We start from the raw sequence: 24279 nt of genomic DNA on the forward strand, positions 1-24279 counted from the left end.
CTTCTTCTGACTCTTCTGCTTCCGCAATTACTTCCACTTCTTCTGACTCTTCCGTTTCTGCAATTACTTCCACTTCTTCTAGCTCTTTTGCTTCCGCAATTACTTCCACTTCTTCAGGTGCCTCTGTTTCCATAACTACTTCTTCAAGCTCTTCCGTTTCTGCAATTACTTCTACTTTTGACACTTCTTCTGGTATTTCCACAATGATTGTTTCTTCAAGTTTTTCTTCTGCTTTGACAATCACTGATTCTTCTGGAGCTTGCTTTTCTACTTCAATAGTAGGTTGTTTTATTTCTGTGTTACGTTTAATTTCTTCTGATAATATTGTATCCTCGTGCTCTACTTTAGAAGCTACTAATTCTTCTTGTAGATTGTTTTCGTTTAACACCACTACATCTTTTTCTAGCTTAGCACTTTCCATCTGCTCAGCTACTGTTTTATGAAGTAATTCATCCGCTGAAACTTCCTGCGGTGTACTCATTTCTTGAATCACTTCTTTTTCTTCTACTAAAGGCACTTGGCGTTCGATTTCATAACCGTTTTTCTCTAGCCATTGATCAACTACTGACTTTTCTTCCTTTTTATTCTCTTCATATTGTTGCTCTCCTTGCTGGTTAGCAGCTCTATGACTAGAAGAAGTTGGTGCTTGTCCTTCTGAGAAATCAGATAATTTATATCCTTTTTTCTCTAACCATGCATCAACGACTGATTTACCCTCTACAGATATTTCAAGGTCTTCTCTTTCCTTTACTTCCTCCTGCTTTTCTTCCTTTTTCTCTACTGAAGGACGATTATATCCATAAATTGGCGAAATCATTTCTGTTGGACGAAATGGTCTACGGTTACTCTCTTGCGAAGGTGCAGATGCTTTCTTTACGACAGGCTCTCGCTCCGGTTCATATTGCATTTCCGGTTCTTCATATGTAGAAACTACCTTCTCCACATACTGTCGTCTGCTTCTTTCCACTTTGATTCCTCTTTGAACAGGCTGATTTTCATATGTTACAGCTCGAACAGGTTGTTCTTCAAAATGCCCTGTTTCTATAACATCCTCTTCATCGAACCCATTATCCGGTACTAATGGAAAACGGCATTTACCTGCATTCCTACTGGCCATTTGTGCTTCTCTTGCTTCAGTGTAGTGGTTTACACGAGGAATTTTCGGCTGACTTTCAACTTGCTTTGGTACTTCTTTATTCATCGCTGTTTGTTCTTCCTCTTTGTTAAACAGCTTTTTCATCCAATCTAACATGCTTACCACTCTTTCTACTAAATAGTAACATCCTTTATTGTATCAGCATTCGGCAAAAAGTGCAGGTAAAATTAAGCATGTCATATTTATCCATAATATTCTAATTTACGAGTGTTTTCATATGGAAAAACGCAGTCTTACATGTAAGACTGCGTTTAAGCTTTACTCTTCCGATATTCATCTACACTATCCGTTACACTTTGCAATAAAGAATTTACATACTGCGGGTCAGATAATTTTTTATCTTCTTCATGGTTTGACATAAACCCAAGTTCTAATAGTACGCCAGGTACTTTGGACCAATTGAATCCCGAAAGGTCATCCCTGAATTTAATTCCATTTACTTTCACTTGCTGATTTTCTCTCATTTTTTTTACTATCGTTTGAGAGATTTGAAGACTTTCCGCATAAATCTCTTTCGTATACGGACTTCCTTCTGCCGGCGTCAATACAGCGAATCCACTTTGATTCGAATTTTCAGAACCATCTGCATGAAGACGTAAAAATAAATTCGCCTTATGATCATTCGCCAATGTCGCACGTTCTTTATTGCTTATATCAACATCTTGTGACGTTCTCGTCATCAATACTTGCATTCCCTTTGCTTCTAACTTTTCTTTTAATACGAAAGCCATTTCTAATACAAGAACAGCCTCTCTTTTTTTCGTCACAACACCAGTTGTACCATCTGTCACTTTATATTTTTGCGTCGTTGCTCCTGGCCCAATCGGCTCTAAATTTAAATTTGCTTTTTGTTGGTGTCCCGGATCAATAACAACGAGAAACTTTCCTTGTTTTTCATTACTCTCTACTTTTTGTTCATTATTTTGCACTGGTTGCTCAGTTGGCTGTACTGGCGTAGTTTCTTCTTTCTTTTCCTCAGATGATACTTCCTCTTGCTTATGTTCTACTTGCTCATTCGTTTGAATTGCTTGCAATTCTTCGTTTATTTCTTGTTCTTGCTGTTTTTCTACCGGTGCGTCTTCTTTGGTATCTTTGTTTTTCTCTTGTATAGAAGATTTAGTTTCTTTTTTCGGCTGCTCTTGTGAACAACCGGCCATATATATTCCAATGAATGCAATCATGCTCATTATTTTTATATACTTCATACTTCTCTCCCATCACTTTGCACCGGATTCAAAGTTTTTCTTATAATTGCCCTATAATCTCATCCATATTTCCAATATAAACTGGCTGCCATTTTTCTGTACCACGTTCTGCAGTATAAACCGGATAAGCGTCATCATCTATATTTACGAAAACTGGATTGCCCATATCCGTTTCATATCCAATTGTAATCCATCCTTCTTGCCACTTTCCGTTTTCTTCACTTATTAATGAATTTTTATGTTTATCGTATCGGTAACCGATTTGTCCTTTTTCTAATTCACTTTCACTAAACACATATATTTCATAAGTACCTAGCTCAATATCTTGCTGTTTTGAAGTTTCAATTCGTTTCAGAAGTTCTGCGATTTTTGGTTGTTGTTTCATAAGTCTATCCCCTTCTATTTTTCTAAATTTTAACTAGATTGTTTATAAAATACAATATAGATTTTGTGAAAAAGGTGACATCCTTATAATATGAATGATTTTTTGAATATATCTGTCAAAACTCTCAATATATCAACAATTTTTCAAATATATCTATCGTAACTCTACATATATCAACGATTTTTCAAATATATCTATCGTAACTCTACATATATCAACGATTTTTCAAATATATCTATCACAACTCTCAATATATCAACGATTCAACACGAAATTTCGATTTACCGACAAAGAATGTAAAAAAAGAGAGACTGTCCAAAAGGACAACCTCTCTCTTCTTATATCAATTAAAATTTAAACTCTTGTCCAACTTCAAAGCTATCTTCTAATACAAGAATACCTTTTTCTTGTGGAGCATCTGGAAGCTCTAATTCACGTGCAGAGCAGATCATTCCAGAAGAAGGAACACCGCGAAGTTCTGCTGGTTTAATTAACATACCACTTGGCATTACAGCACCAATTTTTGCAACGACAACTTTTTGTCCTGCATCAACGTTTGGTGCACCACATACGATTTGTAATGTTTCTGTACCGATTTCTACTTTACAGATGTTTAGCTTGTCAGCATTTGGATGCTTTTCTTTTTCAGCTACATAGCCTACAACAAATTTCGGAGAAAGATCTGCTTCTACTGTTTCTTCAAAGCCATTCTTCGCTAAAATTTCGTTGATTTTCTCTACAAGCTCTTTCGTTAATGTAAGGTTGCCTGTTTCTTTTACTTCTAAGTAAGAAGATGCATTAAAGATGTTGAATCCTGCTGTTACATTGCTTTCACGATCATATACGCGTGCAACATCTCCTTTGCGATCAAAAGTACGGTTCTCTAAAGTAATATCTTGTAAGGCAACAATTAAAGTGTCACCAATTCCTTCAAGGTTGTAAAAAACGTTCACTTCGTTCATCCTTTCTCTTTTCCATCTGTCTTCTTCCGATTTTTCGCTAAAATAAAGATTGGTTCAAATTCTCCATCTTCATATACGAATGAAAGTGATGTAATCGGAACATGCCCTTCGGCAAAAAATTTCATTGTCATTTGTGCAATAATATCATAACCGATTTCGTTGACGATATCAGCAATAATTAATACATCTTGGTGAGGAACAGCAACAACCATGTCACCAGAAATCTTTTCACGCATCGATTGTAGTAACGATTCGTTTAAAATACGAGTCGCGTCATACCCATCATTTGTGTTTAAAAAGTAGAATGTATTACCCGCTACTGTGTCTTGTTTAAATTCATAACCTAATGAGCGTGCGTTGAATAATGCCATTTCACGCACTTGCTGTTCTGTAAGTTCTAATTTTTGTAATAGACGCTCATCAATTAGTCGATACGTTTTATTCGAATCTAGCGCGTAGTAAATACGTGTTTCCGCCGTATGATCCGTCATAATAAACGGATTTCCTTCTTCTGCTTGTTTCGGGAAAGAAGTAGAGCGAATAACAGGTAAAATTTTCGCTCCGCTATTTTCTTCTTTATGCATCGCAATTAGCGCTTCTTGTACGTAATAAGCAACTTCTTCAATTGCCTTTTCCTTGTTCACTTCCCATTTTGCCACAACTCCTGGAAGCGATACGTTAATACCTTTTTTGGAGTCTTTTTGTTCAATACGTAAAACTTCTTTCTCACTATCATACTGAAAGTCCCATTCTGGGCGAGATAATTTCTTTATTAACTCATCTTTCATCTTTTTACTTGTCATCTTCATCTCTTTTTTCCTCCCTTCCAAAAAAATAACCTCCCCCGCGAAGGTAGAGGTTGTTTTACAATTCAATTGGCAAATTGCCTTATTTTAAACCTTCAATGAACTCTTCGATTTGTTCTTGTGTTTTACGATCTTTGTTTACATAGCGACCAGTTTCTTCACCTTTATTGTACGCTACAAAGCTCGGAATGCCAAATACGTCTAATTTTACACATAGATCAATAAACTCATCACGATCTACATAGTAAAATGAGAAATCACTATATTTCTCTTCTACTTCTGGCATAAATGGATCTACAAAGCGGCAGTCTGGGCACCATTCTGCTGAGAACATAAAGACTACATTCTCTTCATTTTTTAACTGTTGGAATTGCTCCATGCTTTCTAATGACTTCATCTATATTTCCTCCTCTAACGGGTGCATTTTTCATGTTATAATCTTTCTTTTATACTACCATACATCGCGCACGGTGCAAGGTTTATGCTTGCTTTTTGTCATACTTATATTGCCCAACTAACAACTTAACAACGTGTACAAATAATTCCGTGCGGTCGACATAATCATCTGTAAAAATACCGATAGCACCTTCGTGACTACGAATATCTTTTCGCTGCACAAACTCTTCCATCACTTCGCTTAATTCCTTACCATCTTCAAGAGGTGCTAAAAAATCGTCTGGTAACGTAATACGCGCTCCTCCGGCCACAAATACTTTCCCATCCATTGTTGCTAGCGCGCCCCAGTTACACATAAATAAACCGTGCTCCGTTTTCATTACGCCGCCTTCTAGCCCAATACCAATTGGAGCTTCTCCTTCCTCTAGCGCTCGCTTCGCTCTATTAATCGCTCCTTGCATCGTCTCTTCATCTGAGAAAGGCTGAGCTGATACTCCTGACGGAACAGAAAGAGATGTAATTTCAGCATCTTTCCAAACCTTCTCCACAGCGCCAACCTTCGTTTTATTCTTTGATCCTACTACTACTTTCATTTCGTTCACCTCTATAAAAATTCATCATTCTATTCTAATATCCCTATCAGATACGAATTAAGCATCAACCACTACCACATATCACCAAGTCATCTATTCAGCCTAAAAAAGAAGGGTTTTTCTAGCAACATTACCGTCTTCAAAAACAAAAACAGCCTTCCTCTCACTTCCTACTTGGGGTCTTCATACATCATTCGAACACCAATTAAGCACTGACCATTCCCACTCATGGATGGGGCATCTATTCAATCTAAAAAAGAAGGGTTTTTCTAGCAACATTACCGTCTTCAAAAACAAAAACAGCCTTCCTCTCACTTCCTACTTGGGGTCTTCATACATCATTCGAACACCAATTAAGCACTGACCATTCCCACTCATGGATGGGGCATCTATTCAATCTAAAAAAGAAGGGTTTTCTAACAATATTACCGTCTTCAAAAACAAAAACAGCCTTCCTCTCTTTTCCTATCTAGGGTCTTAATACACCATTCGAGCACCAATTAGGCACTGACCGCTCCCACTCATGGATGGGTCATCTATTCAAGCTAAAAAAAGAAAGGCTCTTCAGCCCTTCTTCCTCTCTACGCGTTATTCTTAATTGTCTCTAACGTCGTTTTATCTGTTGTTCTTACAAGCTTCGTAATTAATTCTTTCGCCGCTGCATAATCATCAACATGTAAAATTGAAGCATGTGTATGAACGTAGCGCGCACAAACACCAATTACTGCTGATGGGATACCAGAGTTACTTGTATGTACACGGCCCGCATCTGTACCACCTTGTGAAATAAAGTATTGGTACGGAATGTTGTTTGTTTCTGCTGTATCTAAAATGAATTCGCGTATTCCTCTATGTGTTACCATCGTGCGATCGTAAATACGAAGAAGAGCACCTTTTCCTAATTGACCGAACTGTGTTTTGTCACCAGATGCATCGTTTGCTGGACTTGCATCAAGCGCATAGAAAATGTCTGGTTGAATCATATTTGCAGCGGTTTGCGCTCCGCGAAGACCTACTTCTTCTTGTACAGTAGCACCAGAATATAATGTATTTGGTAATGTTTCGTCTTTTAATTCTTTTAACAATTCGATTGCAAGACCACATCCGTAACGGTTGTCCCAAGCTTTCGCCATAATTTTCTTCTCATTTGCCATCGGTGTAAACGGGCAGATCGGCACGATTTGTTGTCCTGGTTTTACACCAATTTCAATCGCATCTTCATAACTATCTGCACCTATATCAATTAACATATTTTTTATATCCATCGGTTTTGCACGTTGCGCGTCACTTAATAAATGAGGAGGAATAGAACCAACAACCCCAATAACAGGACCATTCTTCGTCATAACTTGTACACGCTGTGCTAATAAAACTTGGCTCCACCAGCCGCCTAACGTTTGAAAACGAAGCATTCCGTTTTTCGTAATTTGCGTAACCATGAAACCTACTTCATCCATATGACCTGCTACAAGAACACGTGGGCCAGTTTCGTCCCCTTTTTTCAGACCAAATACGCTACCTAAACCGTCTTGTACAATTTCATCTGCATATTTGCTTAATTCTTGTTTCATAAAACGGCGTACATCATGTTCAAAACCTGATGCACCTTGTAATTCTGTTAACGTACGAAATAATTGTAATGTCTCTTTATTCACGAAGTCCCCTTCTTTCAAACCTTAGTAGAATACCCCTTTTATTGTAACGAAATTTTCGAAATGTTTCTAGTTTCTTCTTTTTTAGCTGTATTTGCTTTATAATTATTATCGGTACACTATTTTTATTTTATAGAATTGAGGTGAATATATGAGCTGGAAAGGTTTAGTAGCAGGTCTTGGCGTTGGGTTCGCAGCTGGTTATCTCGTTGCAAACAAAGTACAAGAACAATCCCATATTTCTTCAGAAAAAGCATTGAAAATGGTGAAACAAGCATTAAGTCATAAAGGTGAAATTACTGGCTCTTGGGTACATATGGTTCCAGAGACATTTGAAAAATATGATGTCGCATATGAAGTTTATCGCGGCGGTCTTACAACGATGTTAAATGATATACAAGAACGATTTGAATTTTTAGTTGATGCTAAAACAGGTACTGTTTTAGAGGTTATAGCAGCGTAAAAAGGAGGGTTCCCATTAGGTGAACCTCTTATTTTTTTGAAATTGCGGGTATTGATTAAAATTATATCAGCGATTTTTTAAATATATCGACTTACCGACAAAACCCGACAATAAAAAAGAAGCTGCTCCAATAAATATGATGGAACAACCTCCTATTTTTATGCTTCTATACTCGTTTTCCGTTCTATTTTTTCTACGATACGACCTTCCTCATTCCACTTCACAGCGCGATAATATGCGTCATGGTAAAACGTAAACCATGCCTCTTTTTCAGCACCATACTTCATCCACTTTTGCTTATTTTCAATCGAGGTCATTGGATAATCATCGTATGCCATTACCCATAATACATTTTGATGCGCGTGCGTCGGCAAGAGATCTGCTAAATGTAGCATCGTTTCCCCTTGACTCTCCAAAATGATGACTGCATGTCCATCACTATGCCCACCCGTATGTGCCATCTTGATTTCATCTGTAATTTCTATTTCTTGCTGGAACGTAACAACTTGATCTACAATTGGCTCCCAATTTTCCTTCCAATATGTATTACGTGATCTAATGTTTGGATTCCTCATTTCATTCCATTCTGTTTCACTTACGTAAACTTTCGCATGTGGAAATGCCGGTACAAGGTGATCATCTTCCCATTTTGTTAGACCAGATGCATGATCAAAATGAAGATGTGTCATCAAGACGTAGTCGATATCTTCAGGCTTTAATCCTAATTTTTCTAATGATTCATAAACCGATGATTCTTCTGTTACACCTTGATTGCGTTTCATCTTTTCATTCAACTTACCGTTTCCTATCCCGGAATCAATGAGCATATTTCCATCTTTTGTTTGCAAAAGTAACGGATCTGTTCGTAAATAAATATGATTTGTATCATTATGTTTATATTTACGTGACCAAAGTACTTTCGGCACGACTCCAAACATTGCTCCTCCGTCTAAATGTGTATTCCCGCCTTTTAACCACGTTACTTTTATATCTCCAATTTGTAACTGTTCCATTACACATCCCCCTTTTTAATTAATCTTAACATAAAATTCTGATTATTTTAGGTGTAAAAAAACCTACGCATTACTGCATAGGCTCTGTACGATATTTTGCTTCAACTCGGTAAATACGATGACCTTTACTAGAGAATTTCTCTTCGTATTCAGTCATGATGTTACCTTCAAAGTCGCTGTTATGAAGATCTAAGCTTAAGTACGTTAGTAACATACCATACTCAGCCATACTCATAAGAGAATATTCAAATAAACCTTGGTTATCTGTTTTGAAATGAATTTCTCCGCCTTCTACTAACACTTCTTCGTAATTACGTAAAAATGTTTTATACGTTAAACGACGCTTCGTATGACGTTTCTTTGGCCATGGATCTGAGAAGTTTAAATAAACGCGATCAATTTCACCTTTCGCAAAGAAAACTGTTAAATCTTCAGCATCTTTATTAATTAACTTTAAGTTTGGTAATTCTTCTTCAATTAATTTATCAAGTGCATCTACAACAACACTTGTGAATTTTTCAATTCCAATATAATTAATATGTGGATTCGCTTTCGCCATATCATACATGAAGCGGCCACGACCTGTACCTACTTCAATGTGAATTGGTTGTTCGTTTCCAAATACTTCTTTCCAGCTACCAGCGCGCTCCTCTGGGTTTCCGATTACGATATGTGAATATTCATTAATTCGATCCATTGCATACGGTTTATGTCTTAAACGCATAGATGTTTCCCTCTCTTTACATAGCTATTTTAAAGGAATAATTCCTTCTTTCTTTTTTAATCAATCTACCAAACAAAAAACCAAGTACGTACGAGCACTCGGTCCGTTTCTTTCAAGTATAAGATGTACCATTTTGATAAAAACTACATACAGCATTAAACATTCCATGACGAAACAGCTTTTTCTCTTACATTTGAAGAGAAAAACAATCGAAAGGATGATCCGTTCATGCCAATTAATCAACAACATCAATTAGAAGTGCTGAAAGATATTTTAGTCAACCACCAAAGTGATTGCTGCGGGACAGTTTCAGAATGCGAGCAATTAGAGCGCCTCATTCAATCGTTACTCGCAAACGATAATATAAGTAGTGACGCTAAAACAATGCTAAACGATGTATATTCTTATAGTCAATCGGGTAAATCTTCCTCTAATTTGGACAACCATATTTCCAATAATCAAGAACAACTTACTCAGTGGATTGCTGGAATGGACAATTTTTCTTAAGTATCATTCTGAAGCAAGTAGTTGCTGTAAATATTGATGCCAATATTCAGCTTCTGCTTGCTGTTTTTTTGTTGTATGCCATTGAATAGACAAAATCGTTTGTGCTATCACATACCATCTCATACGCCTAAGCAGCGATTCATCCATTTCAATATCATAGTAACCGAGCCACTCACTCCATTCCTGGCGCGGAATGTACCAATATAATAACATACCGAGGTCTAGAGCTGGGTCAGCAATTACAGCTCCATCCCAATCAATTAAAAACAATTCATCTTCATCCGACAATAGCCAGTTGTTATGATTTACATCACAATGGCATACAACGAATTCATTGTATTCAATAGCTTTTAATGAATCCATTAAATATTGAAGGCCTTGCTGAATTGTTTCATCATCCCTTATATCTCCTCTTAAAACGAGTTGCAGTTGTTGTAATAACTCTTGTGCGTGAAGCGGCTGCTTCCCAAGTCTTTGAATCATCTGTACAAGCGCTTTAGAGGAGTGTATTTTCTTCAAAAGTTTCGCAACACGTTCTAGTTTCATATCCTCTGGCTCTAGCTTCTGTCCCGGAAGCCATTTTTGAGCAGAAATTACATCACCATTCGTTACCCTTCTTGTCCAAAGTAATTTTGGAACAATTCCTTCTGCTGACAATACCGCTAAAAAGGGCGATGTATTCCGCTTTAAAAATAACTTCTGTTGTCCGTTTTGCGCAATATATGCATCGCCCGTTACTCCACCAGCCGGTACAAGACTCCACTCTTTTCCTAATAATTGTTCCAACCATTCCATATTCATTACCCGTTAACAAATCCTTATCTTTTATAGTTATGAAAAGAAAAACCGCAACATTTCTACACATGTTGTGGATTCATATATTTTACTGTAAATGAAAAGAAAAATTAGCCTAAGCCAAAAATCCTCTATTTTATTTTACAAAACCTGTCATAGAATGACAACTTATCAAAATCGTCACCTTTGTCAATTCTACATTTATTACATTCTCATCGTCAAGTAGCGATTTGTCACATTATCGTCAATATATACGTGCTAATTGGAGCGAGCTTAAGTTCCTTTCCTCTAAATGAAGAAATTGGCTCTATTTTCGCTTCGTTTTCGTTTACTAACACATGCCACGTTGCTTCTTTCGGAAGTTGCACAGTTTTAGCTTCTAAACCGCTATTAAATAAGATGATAATCTCTTTCCATGGCCCAAACGTTTCTGCATGCTCTAGGTGATATGCAAGTACTTCTGTAGATGTTTGTAAAAAAGTCATATGTTTTTTTATAAGATCTGCGCTTTGTAATCGGAATGCCCCATGCTCTTTACGAATCGCAATTAAACCTTTTATATAGTTAACGGTCTCTATCTCTTTCTCTTTTTGATCCCAATCTAATTGATTGATCTCATCATTTGCATTATAACTATTTTCATTTCCTTTCTTCGTACGATAAAACTCTTGCCCTGCGTGTAAGAAAGGGATGCCTTGTGAAAGAATAACCATTGCGCTCGCTAACAGGTGACGTTTTTTCAAAATCGTTTCTGATTCTTCATTACTGCGCACTAGTTTATCCCACATCGTCATATTATCATGACATTCTACATAGTTAATGCTTTGCGCTGGCTCTAGAAACAGCCCTGTTTCTTTCATACTTAAAAGACTTCCTGCTGCAATATACTGCAAATGATTACAGTCTACATGCCCACCAAATGCAAAACCACGCTTATTTATATGAAATGTACTCCCTTTTATCCCATCACGAAATTGATCATTAAACTGCGCGATATGTGGCATTTTCTTCGCATTATTTAACGTTGCTTTTTCCTCACGAGGAAGCGGTGTTTGCAAATCCCATCCTTCTCCTAATAACAAAGCATCTCGTTTTATGTTTCGCACTTCTTTTTCTATCATATTCATCGTATCAACATCTAAAATTCCCATTAAGTCGAATCGGAATCCATCGACATTGTATTCAGTAAGCCAATATAAAATAGACTCTACAATGAATTTCCTCATCATTTTCCGTTCAGACGCTATATCATTTCCGACTCCCGTCCCATTAGAAGGCATACCATCTTCACCATGACGAAAATAGTATCCTGGAACAAGCTTTTCAAATGATGATAGCTCTCTTTCATAAACATGATTATAGACAACATCTATAATCACCCTAATACCTTGTTCATGAAATGTTTCAATTAGTTGTTTGCACTCAACTATCCTGTTATACGGATCAGAGGGGTTTGTAGCATAATATCCTGTTGGTGCATTGTAATATAATGGATTATATCCCCAATTATAGGCGGACGAAGGATTCGCCTCATCTACACCACCGAAACAATATAAAGGTAATAGTTCAACATGTGTAACACCTAAATCTTTTATATGGGACAACCCTGTTAATGTCCCATTCCGTCCTGTTGTTCCCTCTTCCATCAATCCTTTATATGTTCCCTTTTGAATTACTCCACTATTCGGATGTATAGTCGCATCACGAATATGCAGTTCATACAATATGGCATCTGTCATTGATTGTAATGTTGGTAATCCCTCTCGTCTTGTTACATTCGTTTTTTCTAAATTGATAACAACACCATGTTTTCCATTTACCGTCACCGACTTTGCATAAGGATCCACAGCTTCGTTCCATATTAAATTAATACAAACAAGAAATGTATAGCGTGCTCCGTCTAAATCACCTTGTAATGTTTGAATCCAAACTCCGTTTTCTCCCCTGTACATTTCATGATCGGTATATTCTTTATCGCTCTTATAAATTCTTACTTTCGCAAGCCTTGCAGTTGGGGCCCATACTTTAAATGTCGTTTCTTCTTTTTGATAAACAGCACCTAAATCTGTACCTTCGTAATAATACTTTTCATCGAAACTTTTTGTTCGAATAACAGCACCTATTTGTAAATCAGTTTCTTCATTCCGTTCATCTCGTACTGTATAATACTTCCCCACATCTAGCGGCTCTTCTATAAAGCACTCATACTTCGTTGCATCTGGAAGCGCAATCGTATGAGCAATCGGTAAATCTTTCACATTACTTCCTTCTTGCAAACGAAATGTCCGACTTGTTCCATACGCATGTGGGAGCAAAATTGTAATTTTATTCATTTCATCTAAATAGGCATCAAATGGACGTTTTACTTTCAACATAAAAAAATCACCATCATTCTCAAAGTTAAAATAAAGTGAAACTTTAATGAGCGAGAAAATTTCTCCATCCTCACTTATTATTAGCCTTCACCAATTAGGCGAGATAAAATGAGCTGCAAATGATAAGGCTTTTCTTATCAACAAGACTCTATACAGTAACTCCATTCTTCTCTATAGTATATTCACCTGCATAAAAAACGTTTTCAACATTCTATTTTTGTAATTTTATTTCAGCAATCGATTTATACTTCGGGGTTTCTTTCACGTGGGATTCGTATAAAGTAATTGTATCTGCTTGAAATGATATTTCAGGCACTTCTTTTATACTTTCTAAACGAAACTTTTCTTCTCCTATCCATTTACGAGCAACGGTAATATGCGGGTGATATGGGCGTGTTTCTAGAGAAAATCCATTTTCTTCACAAATGGCATGTATTTGCTTTTGCAACTGAAACAAATCGTGATTCTCACTTACCTTCGCCCAAAAAATACGAGGCTGATCTTCCCTACCAAACGTTGAAAAACCTTGTAATGTGAACGATAGTTCTTTTGTTTCTGCAATTGTTTTTAATCCATTCTTTATTCCCTCTAATTGTTCCCCCGTTGCACTCCCTAAAAATGAAAGGGTAATATGATAGTCTTCTTTATGTACCCATGAACGAAATTGTAATTCCTTTTGCATATCTTCTTTATAGTTAGACAGCATTTCTTTTATATGATTCGGTAACGTAATTGCGACAAAATAATGCAGTTCCATGTACATCTTCTCCTTCTTTTCTATTGTTGCTTTTCTTTCTTATCTCATTCAGGTAAAAAGAAGCCGCTCTCCAAAATAGAGAGCGGACATTATTTATATATCCATTACTTCGCTAATTCATGAATTGCTTGCGCGTAAATTGCTGTTGCTTTCAATAAGTCTTCAATTTCGATATACTCATCTTTTTGATGCGCAAGTTCTTCTTTTCCAGGGAATAGCGGGCCAAATGCCACACCAGCTTTTAATGAACGAGCATAAGTACCGCCGCCGATTGCTAATAGTTCTGCTTTTTCACCTGTTTGTTCTTCATACACACGTTGTAACGTACGGATTAATACGTGATCTTTATCGACGTGATGTGGGCGAGAATTAGAATAGTCAGCCACTTCAAAACCATGCGTACCAACATATTCTTTCAACTTCACAATTGTTTCTTCAAAGTTAGTTGTAACTGGGTAACGTACGTTTAGCCCTAAGTTACCACCGTTTTCTTTCGTATAAGAAATGCGACCGACATTCACTGTTAACGGACCGCTAATTTCATCTTTGTAAGCAATAGTAGCTTTTTCACCAAAAATATCACCAGTAAATGTTTCTGTTGCAAATGTCGCAAATGCAGTTGCTTTTCCATCAAGTGAAACTATAGTTAAGAAGTTTGCTAATAATAAACCTGCATTTTCTCCTTTTTCAGGAGTAGATCCGTGCGCTGAAATTCCTTCTATTTGCAACGTCACTGTATTTCCTTCTATAGTCGATTTCCCTATTTTTTTAGCAGTTTGTAAATACTCTTCATATGCTACTGTAAGTGCATTTACATCTTCTCCTGTGATAACTGCTTCTGCAAAATCAGGAACCATATTTAAACGGCGCCCTGAATCAAATGAAACAAGTTCATATGTACCTTTTTTCTCTTCACTACCATTTTGCACAACTTGTATATCAGAAATTCCTTTTTCTGCATTAATAATTGGAAAGTCTGCATCCGGTGCAAAACCAATTGTTGGCATTTCTTCATTTTTAAAGTAGTGATCTACACATTTCCAATTGCTTTCCTCATCTGTTCCTATAATCATACGAACACGTTTTGAAAGAGGTAAGCCTAATTCTTTCACAATTTTCATTGCATAATATGCTGCCATCGTTGGGCCTTTATCGTCAATTGCACCACGTGCAAAAATCTTTCCATCGCGAATATTCGCACTATATGCGGGAGTCGTCCAGCCATCTCCTTCTGGTACAACGTCAACGTGACAAAGAATACCTACTAATTCTTCTCCTTGTCCCATTTCAAGATGACCTGCATATCCTTCTAAATTTTTAGAAGCAAAACCTTCAGCTTCTCCTTTATGTAACATGAAAGATAGAGCTTTTTCTACACCTTCACCGAATGGTGCGCCCTCTTTCGCAGATTCTTCTTCCCATACACTTTTAATTTGTAAAAATTGTTGTGTATCACGAATTAAATCATCTTTTCGTTTTGCAACTTCTTCTGTCCAATTAATCGCTGACATCACGCATCCATCCTTCACTATATTGTTTCTTTCATCATAACAAACAGAAATCTCTTATGCCATACACGAAAATTAAATACCGAACAATTGCAATATTTCAGATATTTCTTATTAGTTTTTCTTTTGTTTTTCAAAAAAAATTTGCAGGAATTTGGCGTTTTACGTAGAATTTTATGTGTTAGTTGACTGACCATATATACAATGTCAACTACCAATATTTTTCTATATGAATATTTGTTAAATTTCTGTAAAATTTAAGTAGATTAAAGCATGAATTTTATCATGTAGAGTACAATGGTAGTAACGACCTTCTTTCCTGAATGGGGTCAAAAAAACTAGTAGAGGAGTGGTTTTCTCTTGAAACCTACAACTACTCGTATGCTAACACGCATTAAATCAATTTATATGTACATCAATGAAAACGGAACGGTAACGACGAAAGACCTTGTAGATGAGTTCGGGATCACACCGCGAACGATACAACGTGATCTAAATGTGTTGCAGTTTAATGAACTCGTGTATAGCCCTTGCCGCGGTAAGTGGACAACAACAGGAAAGAAAGTGAGAATGACCTCATAACGAAAAATAATTGTATGGTAAATAAATACATACCCCTTTCTAATAATTAGAAAGGGGTCTTTTCTGCGCCTATAAAGGTACTACTTTTCAGTATCTACTTGATATGTTTTTAACATTTCTACTTCTTCATCTGTTAGCTCTCGGTATTGTCCAAGTTCTAGTTCTTCATCTAATACTAACGGACCCATCTCTGTTCTCTTTAGGTAGACTACTTTTTTTCCTACCGCTTCAAACATACGCTTCACTTGATGGAATTTCCCTTCCGTAATCACAAGCTCAATTTCAGAAATATCATCGCTTTTCAATATTGTAAGTGCACCTGGCTTTGTTTCATAGCCATCGTCTAAAATAACACCTTTAGCAAATTCTTTTACATCCTCTTCTGTTACTACTCCTGCAACGTGTGCATAATATTTTTTCGGCACATGCTTTTTCGGAGATAATAATTGATGTGATAACTTCCCATCATTTGTTATCAATAAGAAGCCTTCCGTATCGATATCAAGTCGTCCAACTGGGAACGGATCAAAGATTGCATCTTCTAATTCTAATAAATCTATTACTGTTTCATGATTATCATCTTCCGTCGCTGAAATAACACCTTGTGGTTTATGCATCATTAAGTAAACAAATTCTTTGTATTCCACAACTTCACCGTGAATCATAACTTCTTGCTCTTCTACATTTACATGAACTTTCGCATCTTTTACTGGCGTTCCATCAATTTTCACAACGCCATCTTTCAATAATTTCTTTACTTCTTTTCTACTTCCATATCCCATATTTGCTAATAATTTATCTAATCTCACGTTTTTCACCTTCTTTATTTATCATAGAAAAGGGGACGTAATTACGCCCCTCTTGATTTCAACTTTATTTTAAATCTACTACCAAGTTTACGTTGAATTTTATCTAATGCTTCTCCACCAAATACTCTTTCAAGTACTCCTGTGCGAATTGCTAACAATCCGTAAACAAGACCGCCAATACCTGCACAAATCGCAACTGTTATAAGAGCACCAATACGGCCATCAGGCGAAATCATGAAGGATAGAATCCATTGTGATAGTTTTACAGCAACGACCATTATAAGTGTCAGTACTGCAATTTGGAATGTTCTTTTATATACAACACCGAATGAATAGTGTGCGTATTTTTTAATTTGTTGATTTGTGTACCAAACAGAAGCTAAGAAACCAACTGCTGTCGCTAGAATTGCTCCTACTGTACCGAAATAACGAATAAAGATTACGTTACATACAAATTTCAAAATAACGCCCATTATAAGCGCAATAATCGCATGCTTCTGCTGGTTAATACCTTGCAGGATTGCTGCTGTTACTGTAAATAAAGCGAATAACAACGCAACTGGTGCATACCACATTAATACTTGTCCACCTAGTGGATCTGAATCGTAAAACGCAGTATAAATTGGATATGCAAGTGAAGAAATACCGACAACTGCTGGCAATGTTAAAAACATATTTGCCTGGAATGTTTGTGTAATTTGTAATTTCAAATAGCGGTATTGTTTTTCAGTAAATGATTTTGTGATTGCTGGTACAAGCGTTAAACTAAACGCTGTTGCAAGTGATACAGGAATCATAATTAACTTATGCGTCCACATTGTGAAAATACCGAGAGCTCGCTCTGCGATATCACCTTGACCAATCGCCTGCATAATTGAGTTAAATGTCAATGTATCAATTTGTTGATATAAAGGAATTGTTAACCCAATTACAACGTAAGGAATCGCATATGCAAATAACTCTTTAAACAATTGAACGGTGCTTACTGTTGATTCTGGTACAGTTTGTTCAATTAAATATTGATCCAAATATTTTTTACGTTTTAGCCAGTACCAAATTAACACACCGAGTGCTCCAACCGCTGAAACGAACGCAGCAAATGTCGCTACTCCAACTGCTGTTGCAACTGTACCGCCAAGTACTTTAATAACGATAAAACTACCTGCTAATAAAAAGACGATACGAATAATTTGTTCAATAATTTGTGAAACGGTAGTTGGTCCCATAGACTGGTGACCTTGGAAATAACCACGAATTAAACTCGCTGCTGGTACAACAATAAGCGCGAAGCTTACAAGACGAATGATCGTCGTAACTTCTCCTACATTATTGTGTATACTTTGTTTACCAAGCATCGCTTCTGCAAACAATGGCGCCGTCATGTACAGTACTAGGAACGAAAGAACTCCTGTTACTATCATCATAACCATTCCCGAGCGGAACATTCTCCGGCTCGTTTTATAATCGCCAAGCGCATTATATTTGGAAACAAATTTTGAAACAGCAAGTGGCACACCTGCCGTTGCGATACTTAAAAAGATCGTATATGGAATGTATCCATATGTATAGAGCGTTCCGCCTTCTGTTCCTACTAATGCATGAAACGGAAAGACGTAAATCATGCCTAAGAACTTTACTAAAAATGTCCCTAGCGTAACAATAAGCGTTCCGCGCAGAAATTTCGAATCGGACATACAAAAATCCTCCTACATCTACATAAAGTGAAACTATAATTAGTTGGAGACTTCTCTCCTACTCCTTATTAGTTGAACCATTCGAGCATTTACAGGCTAACAGACTCCCTATTTACTTCTCCTAAATCTTGAGGTTTTAGTCTTATCGCCTACAAATGGCAGGATAGTGCTGAACTCTAACTTTTGTATTGTACCACAATTCTCTCATTAAGCAGTACTTCACTCTATTTTTCTTTTAAGGGAAAACATGCTATTCTTTTAGGCAGGAAATGTAGAAAATGAGGTCGATATATTATGCATTATGATGTTATTGTCATCGGCGGCGGTCCTTCTGGGCTAATGGCTGCAATTGGTGCTGCAGAAGAAGGCGCAAATGTCTTACTTCTTGATAAAGGAAATAAACTTGGGCGTAAACTTGCAATTTCTGGTGGCGGACGCTGTAACGTAACGAACCGTCTACCACTTGATGAAATTGTTAAACATATACCAGGAAACGGTCGCTTCTTATACAGCGCTTTTTCTATTTTTAATAATGAAGATATTATTACATTCTTCGAAAATCTCGGTGTTAAATTGAAAGAAGAAGACCACGGTCGCATGTTCCCTGTGTCAAACAAAGCACAATCTGTTGTAGACGCACTTTTAACACGATTAAAAGACTTAGGTGTAAAAATTCGTACAAATACGCCTGTTGAAACGATTGAATATGAAAATGGTCAAACAAAAGCAGTTATACTGCAAACAGGCGAAGTGTTAGAAACAAATCACGTCGTTATCGCTGTTGGCGGAAAATCAGTTCCTCAAACTGGATCTACTGGAGACGGATATGCTTGGGCTGAAAAAGCGGGTCATACAATCACAGAATTATTCCCAACAGAAGTACCTATCCTTTCAAACGAGCCGTTTATACGTGACCGCTCATTACAAGGTCTTGCTTTACGTGATATAAACTTAAGTGTATTAAACCCGAAAGGAAAAGCTATCATTTCTCACAAAATGGACATGCTCTTCACTCATTTCGGCCTATCTGGACCTGCTGCTCTTCGCTGTAGCCAATTCGTCGTGAAAGCACTGAAAAAGTTTAAAACGAATACAATACAAATGAGTATTGATGCATTGCCAGAGGAAAATAGTGAGCAACTATTTCAGCGCATGCTGAAACAAATGAAAGAAGATCCGAAAAAAGGAATTAAAAACGTTTTAAAAGGTTATGTCCCTGAACGTTACTTCCTATTCTTATTAGAAAAAAATGAAATTGACGGTAGTGAACAAGCTGGACAAGTTTCTCACGAAAAGATTCGTGCACTTGTGAAAGACTTTAAAGAGTTTACTGTGAATGTAAATGGTACGCAGTCAATTGAAAAAGCATTCGTTACTGGCGGAGGTGTATCCGTGAAAGAAATTAATCCGAAAGAAATGTCTTCTAAATTTACGAACGGCTTATATTTCTGCGGAGAAGTTCTTGATATCCACGGTTATACTGGTGGCTATAATATTACATCAGCCCTTGTTACTGGTAGAATTGCTGGAACGACTGCTGGAGAAAACGCGAAAATGCAATATTAAAAAAAGAAACAGGGATTCCTGTTTCTTTTTTTATATTGCCATGAAATCATTATCGGCGATTTCTCAAATATATCAGCGATTCTGTAATTATATCGGCGATTTCTCAAATATATCGACTTACCGACAAGAAGCGACAAACATCTGCTCCATGTAACTTTCCATTGCTTTTTTGTTGCTTTATATACCTTAGTACCTTTATATTTTATATTGTTGAATATTTAAAAAGGGTAAGGGGAAAACAAATGAGAAAAAAAGTCATGATGTCTTTAATGTTAATGACGTTTCTTTCTGCGGTAGAAGGAACGATTGTTAGTACAGCAATCCCTCGTATAACGAGTGATTTGTCAGGCGTCGAACTTGTTAGTTGGGTATATGCAATTTATATGCTTGCAACAGCTGTTTCGACTCCAATATACGGAAAGCTCGCTGATTTATTTGGCCGTAAAAAAGTTTTACTGATCGGAGCTACAATCTTTTTAGTCGGTTCTGCACTTTGCGGAGTCGTTACATCGATGGAACAATTAATCTTCTTCCGCGCGCTTCAAGGTATCGGTGCTGGTGCTGTTATGCCAATCACAATGACGATTATTGGAGACTTATATAGCGAAGCGAAAGACCGCGCGAAAGCACAAGGTTGGATGAGTGCCGTTTGGGGTGTATCCGGTGTTATCGGACCGTTAGTAGGTGGATTTTTAGTTGATTCCCTTTCTTGGCGTTATATTTTCTTCCTAAACGTTCCATTCGGAATTATCGCTTGCTTAATGATTGCAATTTACTACAAAGAATCTATTAAACCTGCTAAGCATCATATCGATTATCTTGGTGCAACAGTCTTCTCATTAAGTACAATCGCTCTACTATATGCATTATTAACAGGTAGCAGTAAGCAAAACTGGGGAGACATGACGATTATCGGCCTATTAATCTTTGCCGCTATTTCATTTATTATTTTCTTATTCATCGAGAAGAAATCTCCGGAACCATTAATTCCGCTAGCACTTTTCTCTAACCGTACATTATCTACGATAAATATATTAACTCTTATTGCTGGCGCAATGATTATTAGTATTACAATGTACCTTCCAATTTGGAGCCAAGGTGTATTAGGGAAAAACGCTACAGAAGCTGGACTTATTTTAATGCCAATTCCTGTTATGTGGACATTTGGCGCTATTTTCTCTGGTAACTTAGTAGGCAAATTAAAAACGAAACAAATCATTTTACTTGGAGCTAGCATTTTATCAGTCGCTACGTTCTTATTATTTACACTATCAACAAATTCACCATCGTTCCTTATTTATGTAGCAGTCGGATTATTCGGCTTAGGAATGGGGCTTGTGACACCGATTTACATGGTAACAATTCAAGCAGCCGTACCAGCTCATACACGCGGAACAGCTGTTGGTTTAAACACATTTATTAATACATTTAGTCAAACGTTAGGTGCTGCAATATTCGGTACAATCTTCAATACGATGATTCACGCACGTGGTATTAAAAATCTTGATCTTGTATCTGGTGGACATGGCGGTACTACAGCAAACGTAGTAACCGAATCGCAATCTGCATTAGCATCAAGCGTACACGTCATTTATATGAGCACTTTCGTATTAGCAGTATTTACATTAATTATCGCTTGGCTCTTATTAAAGCCAGCTACACAAACAAGTGAGCAACAATAAAAGGATGACCATTTTGGTCATCCTTTTTATTCTTCATTCTCCACAATATGTTTCAGCATGGATAATTTATTATCCCAAAAACGTTCATAATACGAGAGCCATTGTTGTAATTCTTCTAATGGTTCTGGATGCAAACGATATATCTTCTCTCTTCCGCTTTTTCTTCCACTTACTAAATTCGCTTCTGAAAGAATATGAAGGTGCTTTACAACCGCAGTACGACTCATCGGAAAATGATCCGTTATTTTGGAAATCGGTAACTCTTTGTCACTTAATAACCGTATTACTTCTCGGCGGGTTGGATCAGCAATTGCTTGAAATACATCATATTTCGCTGCTGACGAGGACACTTAGCCTTCGACAACCTTTTTCAGTTTTTCATTTACAATCGCTACCCAACCACCGCTCATTCTATCGCGAATAATAGAGCTCTTCGCATTTGCTTTCGGAAGAATTTCATCAGGATGTTTCCAGCCGCCGTGAATTAACGTAAATTCTGTTTTGTTATCTCCTAAGTCTTTCAAATCAAATGAAACAACCCAGCCATCTGTATCCCATGAGAAAGATAAATGGTTTGGTTCATCAATTTCTAATACTTTACATGGTGATGGCCCAAATGGTGATTGCACATGAAATTCATGTCCTACCTCTAATACAAAATCATTTGGCATAAACCATGACGCAATCCCTTCTGCAGTTGATACTACACTCCATACCTTTTGAATAGACGCGTTAAAAACGATTGTTTGTTTAATATCATTTAATGTATTTTGTTGTTCCATTTTCATTCTCCTTTACTCGGCGTTACAACATAACACCTTTTGGTTATACTTTAATAATATAACACCTTTTAGTTTCATGTCAACGCTAATTCTTTTACTGTTGAGAAATTCTCAACATTTTTTCAACAGGACAAACACCCTCTTAGCATTTCCTCATAATATACTCACAAAGGCAATACAAAATAAAAACTTCTCTCAACATGAAACTCCATCATTCATATTGAAAGAAGCGCCTTACTTATATCATGCGTACTTCGTCTCTCCTCCTTCCCTCAGGGACAATACGCGAGATATGACAAATCAGAAGGAATATGCCCACCATTTGAGTAGGTAGTTATTTCTCTTCTCCTCAACATTTCCTTAGGAGCGAAATGACTACCGACTCACTTTTTTCAAACAAAATAAAAAGGGGTTGAACGCTATGTTCTATTGCATTAACTGCTCTGATATTCACCATGAAAAACATCCAAATGATAAAGTATTCAAAAACGGTTTTTATATTGATCCATTTTTAGGTGATCGTTATCACCTTGGTATGTGTAAAGATGCCCAAAACCATGAAACAGGGGAGCCTCTTTTAACGACAAAGAAATTAGGCACAACCCAATCTATTATGAACGTATTACCGACACATGTTGTCCCAACATAAAACATAAAAAAGAGCTGGGTGAGCCAGCTCTTTTTTATGCTTTATAAACGATCATTGCTGAAAAACAATAAATTTGGTTTTCATCGTCGTTAATAGAAACACCAACTTGATACTTAATATCTACAAAGTTGCTATCATCAATCTTTTTCAAAAACACATTCACAGCGTCTTCTAAGTCTTTTTCGTGACTTTCATCAAATACTTTCACACGAATCATGTTAACACCGTCCTAGATCGCAGCCCTCGGCCGCTTGATTATTGCCACGGTGCGTATCTATGATGCGATAAAACTTTCCATTCTCATATATATATCCGTCTTCTAACACATATTCTTTATCTTCAGTATAGACATAAAACTTACCTATCATAAATTTACTCGTATATAATTCCAAATAATTTTGTCTAAATTTAGCTACAACTTTATTTGTAATATCAATTTTTATTGTGCGCCCCACCTTCTCTCCCTCCTTTGCAAAGAACGGATTTAGGTATATTGTATTAGCGCTTTTACATTTTATGCTTAAAAATAAGTGGATATGCCTTCTTTCTTCACCTGTACTATTTTTCTAAAAAAATCACGATAAATAAGGTCCCCAAAAAAAACATAAAAAAGCACTTTATCTTATTGACTCGAATATAAATATTATGTTATTATATAAAATTTGACATTTTTACATACGTATGCTATCATTAAAAGTGGTTACCACATATGGAGGTGGATGATTTGTTTCAAATTGGTGATAAAATCGTTTATCCAATGCACGGTGCAGGAATCATTGAAGCAATTGAAGAGAAAGAAATATTAGGTACTTCACGTCAATATTGTGTGATACGCATCATTAGTAAAGATATGCAAGTAATGCTTCCGATGGATCAATTAAAAAAATCGGGTATTCGTTATATCGTTGATCGAGGTACGTTAGATGATATACTTCTTGAATTTCAAAACGGGGAGTCAGACCCATCACTCTCATGGAAACAAAGATATACAATGAATATGGAAAAAATGAAAAATGGCAATTTACAAGATAGCGCAGAAGTTGTTCGGGATTTACTTCGCCGCAATAAAGAGAGAACTTTAAATGCGAGTGAAAAACAAATGCTAGATAATGCACGAAAAATGATGATTAGCGAAGTCGCGCTCGTACAAAATGTTACTGAACATCAAGCAACAGAATTTCTTCAAGATACAATTAATCACTAAATTTAAAATAGCTG

The 24279-nt window shown here is 36.7% G+C and carries 26 protein-coding genes and 1 pseudogene; 7 read left to right on the forward strand and 20 right to left on the reverse strand.

All coding sequences use genetic code 11. The features are described 5' to 3' along the window. From BLT20_RS15310 to BLT20_RS15345, 8 genes and pseudogenes are all read right to left on the reverse strand, one after another. A pseudogene (locus BLT20_RS15310) lies at nt 1-1252 on the reverse strand (DNA translocase FtsK); the annotation flags it as partial. A 155-nt stretch (nt 1253-1407) separates the two neighbouring features. Continuing rightward, nucleotides 1408-2361, reverse strand: coding sequence for an N-acetylmuramoyl-L-alanine amidase (locus BLT20_RS15315; RefSeq protein ID WP_000874036.1), 954 nt, complete (start codon nt 2359-2361; stop codon nt 1408-1410). A 40-nt stretch (nt 2362-2401) separates the two neighbouring features. After that, entirely contained in the window at nt 2402-2746 is a 345-nt protein-coding gene (locus BLT20_RS15320) for a hypothetical protein (RefSeq protein WP_000813340.1), read from the reverse strand. A gap of 347 nt (nt 2747-3093) precedes the next feature. Continuing rightward, nucleotides 3094-3708: a YtpR family tRNA-binding protein gene (gene ytpR / locus BLT20_RS15325; protein ID WP_001006770.1), complete on the reverse strand. Its 615-nt coding sequence runs from the start codon at nt 3706-3708 to the stop codon at nt 3094-3096. Then, the gene (locus BLT20_RS15330) at nt 3705-4517 is read right to left on the reverse strand and encodes a DUF1444 domain-containing protein (protein WP_000784588.1); all 813 of its coding nucleotides are present in this window, start codon (nt 4515-4517) and stop codon (nt 3705-3707) included. Before BLT20_RS15330 ends, ytpR begins: the two co-directional genes overlap by 4 nt. A gap of 79 nt (nt 4518-4596) precedes the next feature. Continuing rightward, the gene (locus tag BLT20_RS15335; RefSeq protein ID WP_000838193.1) at nt 4597-4911 is read right to left on the reverse strand and encodes a thioredoxin family protein; all 315 of its coding nucleotides are present in this window, start codon (nt 4909-4911) and stop codon (nt 4597-4599) included. Nucleotides 4912-4993: 82 nt separating this feature from the next. After that, entirely contained in the window at nt 4994-5503 is a 510-nt protein-coding gene (locus tag BLT20_RS15340) for a DUF84 family protein (protein ID WP_000869940.1), read from the reverse strand. A 581-nt stretch (nt 5504-6084) separates the two neighbouring features. Next, nucleotides 6085-7158, reverse strand: a complete 1074-nt coding sequence (locus BLT20_RS15345) for a M42 family metallopeptidase (RefSeq protein ID WP_001031514.1) — start codon at nt 7156-7158, stop codon at nt 6085-6087. 148 nt (nt 7159-7306) lie between these two features. On the opposite strand from BLT20_RS15345, the gene BLT20_RS15350 reads away from it, so the two are divergent. Beyond that, nucleotides 7307-7618, forward strand: a complete 312-nt coding sequence (locus BLT20_RS15350; RefSeq protein ID WP_000118543.1) for a PepSY domain-containing protein — start codon at nt 7307-7309, stop codon at nt 7616-7618. A gap of 158 nt (nt 7619-7776) precedes the next feature. Here BLT20_RS15350 and BLT20_RS15355 read toward each other — a convergent pair whose 3' ends face one another. Both BLT20_RS15355 and trmB read right to left on the reverse strand, forming a co-directional pair. Beyond that, a complete protein-coding gene (locus BLT20_RS15355) occupies nt 7777-8631 on the reverse strand; it encodes a YtnP family quorum-quenching lactonase (protein ID WP_000436846.1) in 855 nt (284 codons plus the stop codon). A 70-nt stretch (nt 8632-8701) separates the two neighbouring features. Further along, nucleotides 8702-9355: a tRNA (guanosine(46)-N7)-methyltransferase TrmB gene (gene trmB, locus BLT20_RS15360; RefSeq protein WP_001239385.1), complete on the reverse strand. Its 654-nt coding sequence runs from the start codon at nt 9353-9355 to the stop codon at nt 8702-8704. A gap of 228 nt (nt 9356-9583) precedes the next feature. Between trmB and BLT20_RS15365 the strand changes: the two genes are divergently transcribed. Then, nucleotides 9584-9862: a YtzH-like family protein gene (locus BLT20_RS15365; RefSeq protein ID WP_001122235.1), complete on the forward strand. Its 279-nt coding sequence runs from the start codon at nt 9584-9586 to the stop codon at nt 9860-9862. A 3-nt stretch (nt 9863-9865) separates the two neighbouring features. Here the strand turns inward: BLT20_RS15365 and BLT20_RS15370 are convergent, their stop codons facing one another. The 4 genes from BLT20_RS15370 to pepV all read right to left on the reverse strand — a co-directional run bounded on the left by BLT20_RS15370 (nt 9866) and on the right by pepV (nt 15300). Then, nucleotides 9866-10663 (reverse strand): phosphotransferase family protein, encoded by a 798-nt coding sequence (locus tag BLT20_RS15370; protein WP_001986674.1) that lies wholly within the window; start codon nt 10661-10663, stop codon nt 9866-9868. A 227-nt stretch (nt 10664-10890) separates the two neighbouring features. Then, nucleotides 10891-13032 carry a type I pullulanase gene (gene pulA, locus BLT20_RS15375; RefSeq protein ID WP_000921752.1) on the reverse strand — a complete coding sequence of 714 codons (2142 nt, stop codon included), beginning with the start codon at nt 13030-13032 and terminating at the stop codon, nt 10891-10893. A gap of 211 nt (nt 13033-13243) precedes the next feature. Continuing rightward, nucleotides 13244-13789 carry an RNA 2',3'-cyclic phosphodiesterase gene (gene thpR, locus BLT20_RS15385; RefSeq protein WP_000418992.1) on the reverse strand — a complete coding sequence of 182 codons (546 nt, stop codon included), beginning with the start codon at nt 13787-13789 and terminating at the stop codon, nt 13244-13246. Between the two features lie 104 nt (nt 13790-13893). After that, nucleotides 13894-15300, reverse strand: coding sequence for a dipeptidase PepV (gene pepV / locus BLT20_RS15390; RefSeq protein ID WP_001274240.1), 1407 nt, complete (start codon nt 15298-15300; stop codon nt 13894-13896). A 357-nt stretch (nt 15301-15657) separates the two neighbouring features. Here pepV and BLT20_RS15395 point away from each other — a divergent pair, with 357 nt between their 5' ends. Then, entirely contained in the window at nt 15658-15879 is a 222-nt protein-coding gene (locus BLT20_RS15395) for a DeoR family transcriptional regulator (protein ID WP_000805512.1), read from the forward strand. A gap of 80 nt (nt 15880-15959) precedes the next feature. Here BLT20_RS15395 and BLT20_RS15400 read toward each other — a convergent pair whose 3' ends face one another. Both BLT20_RS15400 and BLT20_RS15405 read right to left on the reverse strand, forming a co-directional pair. Next, nucleotides 15960-16688 (reverse strand): pseudouridine synthase, encoded by a 729-nt coding sequence (locus tag BLT20_RS15400; protein WP_001234947.1) that lies wholly within the window; start codon nt 16686-16688, stop codon nt 15960-15962. Nucleotides 16689-16729: 41 nt separating this feature from the next. Continuing rightward, nucleotides 16730-18382, reverse strand: coding sequence for a putative polysaccharide biosynthesis protein (locus tag BLT20_RS15405; protein ID WP_001284028.1), 1653 nt, complete (start codon nt 18380-18382; stop codon nt 16730-16732). Nucleotides 18383-18676: 294 nt separating this feature from the next. Between BLT20_RS15405 and BLT20_RS15410 the strand changes: the two genes are divergently transcribed. Then, nucleotides 18677-19948 (forward strand): BaiN/RdsA family NAD(P)/FAD-dependent oxidoreductase, encoded by a 1272-nt coding sequence (locus BLT20_RS15410; protein ID WP_000558859.1) that lies wholly within the window; start codon nt 18677-18679, stop codon nt 19946-19948. 242 nt (nt 19949-20190) lie between these two features. After that, nucleotides 20191-21630: an MDR family MFS transporter gene (locus BLT20_RS15420; RefSeq protein WP_001228021.1), complete on the forward strand. Its 1440-nt coding sequence runs from the start codon at nt 20191-20193 to the stop codon at nt 21628-21630. 26 nt (nt 21631-21656) lie between these two features. Here the strand turns inward: BLT20_RS15420 and BLT20_RS15425 are convergent, their stop codons facing one another. After that, nucleotides 21657-21980: an ArsR/SmtB family transcription factor gene (locus tag BLT20_RS15425; RefSeq protein ID WP_000098837.1), complete on the reverse strand. Its 324-nt coding sequence runs from the start codon at nt 21978-21980 to the stop codon at nt 21657-21659. Continuing rightward, nucleotides 21981-22412, reverse strand: a complete 432-nt coding sequence (locus BLT20_RS15430; RefSeq protein WP_000437765.1) for an SRPBCC family protein — start codon at nt 22410-22412, stop codon at nt 21981-21983. A gap of 421 nt (nt 22413-22833) precedes the next feature. Between BLT20_RS15430 and BLT20_RS15440 the strand changes: the two genes are divergently transcribed. Beyond that, nucleotides 22834-23061, forward strand: a complete 228-nt coding sequence (locus tag BLT20_RS15440) for a DUF3973 domain-containing protein (RefSeq protein WP_000498989.1) — start codon at nt 22834-22836, stop codon at nt 23059-23061. A gap of 34 nt (nt 23062-23095) precedes the next feature. Here the strand turns inward: BLT20_RS15440 and BLT20_RS15445 are convergent, their stop codons facing one another. Then, nucleotides 23096-23278, reverse strand: coding sequence for a sporulation protein Cse60 (locus BLT20_RS15445; protein ID WP_000621751.1), 183 nt, complete (start codon nt 23276-23278; stop codon nt 23096-23098). Nucleotide 23279: 1 nt separating this feature from the next. Then, on the reverse strand, nt 23280-23516 hold the full coding sequence (locus BLT20_RS15450) for a DUF2553 family protein (protein WP_000533806.1): 237 nt from the start codon (nt 23514-23516) through the stop codon (nt 23280-23282). A 254-nt stretch (nt 23517-23770) separates the two neighbouring features. On the opposite strand from BLT20_RS15450, the gene BLT20_RS15455 reads away from it, so the two are divergent. After that, nucleotides 23771-24265 carry a CarD family transcriptional regulator gene (locus tag BLT20_RS15455; RefSeq protein ID WP_000451444.1) on the forward strand — a complete coding sequence of 165 codons (495 nt, stop codon included), beginning with the start codon at nt 23771-23773 and terminating at the stop codon, nt 24263-24265. The last annotated feature ends 14 nt before the right edge of the window (nt 24266-24279 follow it).

This window comes from Bacillus sp. cl96, assembly GCF_900100505.1.
Classification (GTDB): domain Bacteria; phylum Bacillota; class Bacilli; order Bacillales; family Bacillaceae_G; genus Bacillus_A; species Bacillus_A cereus.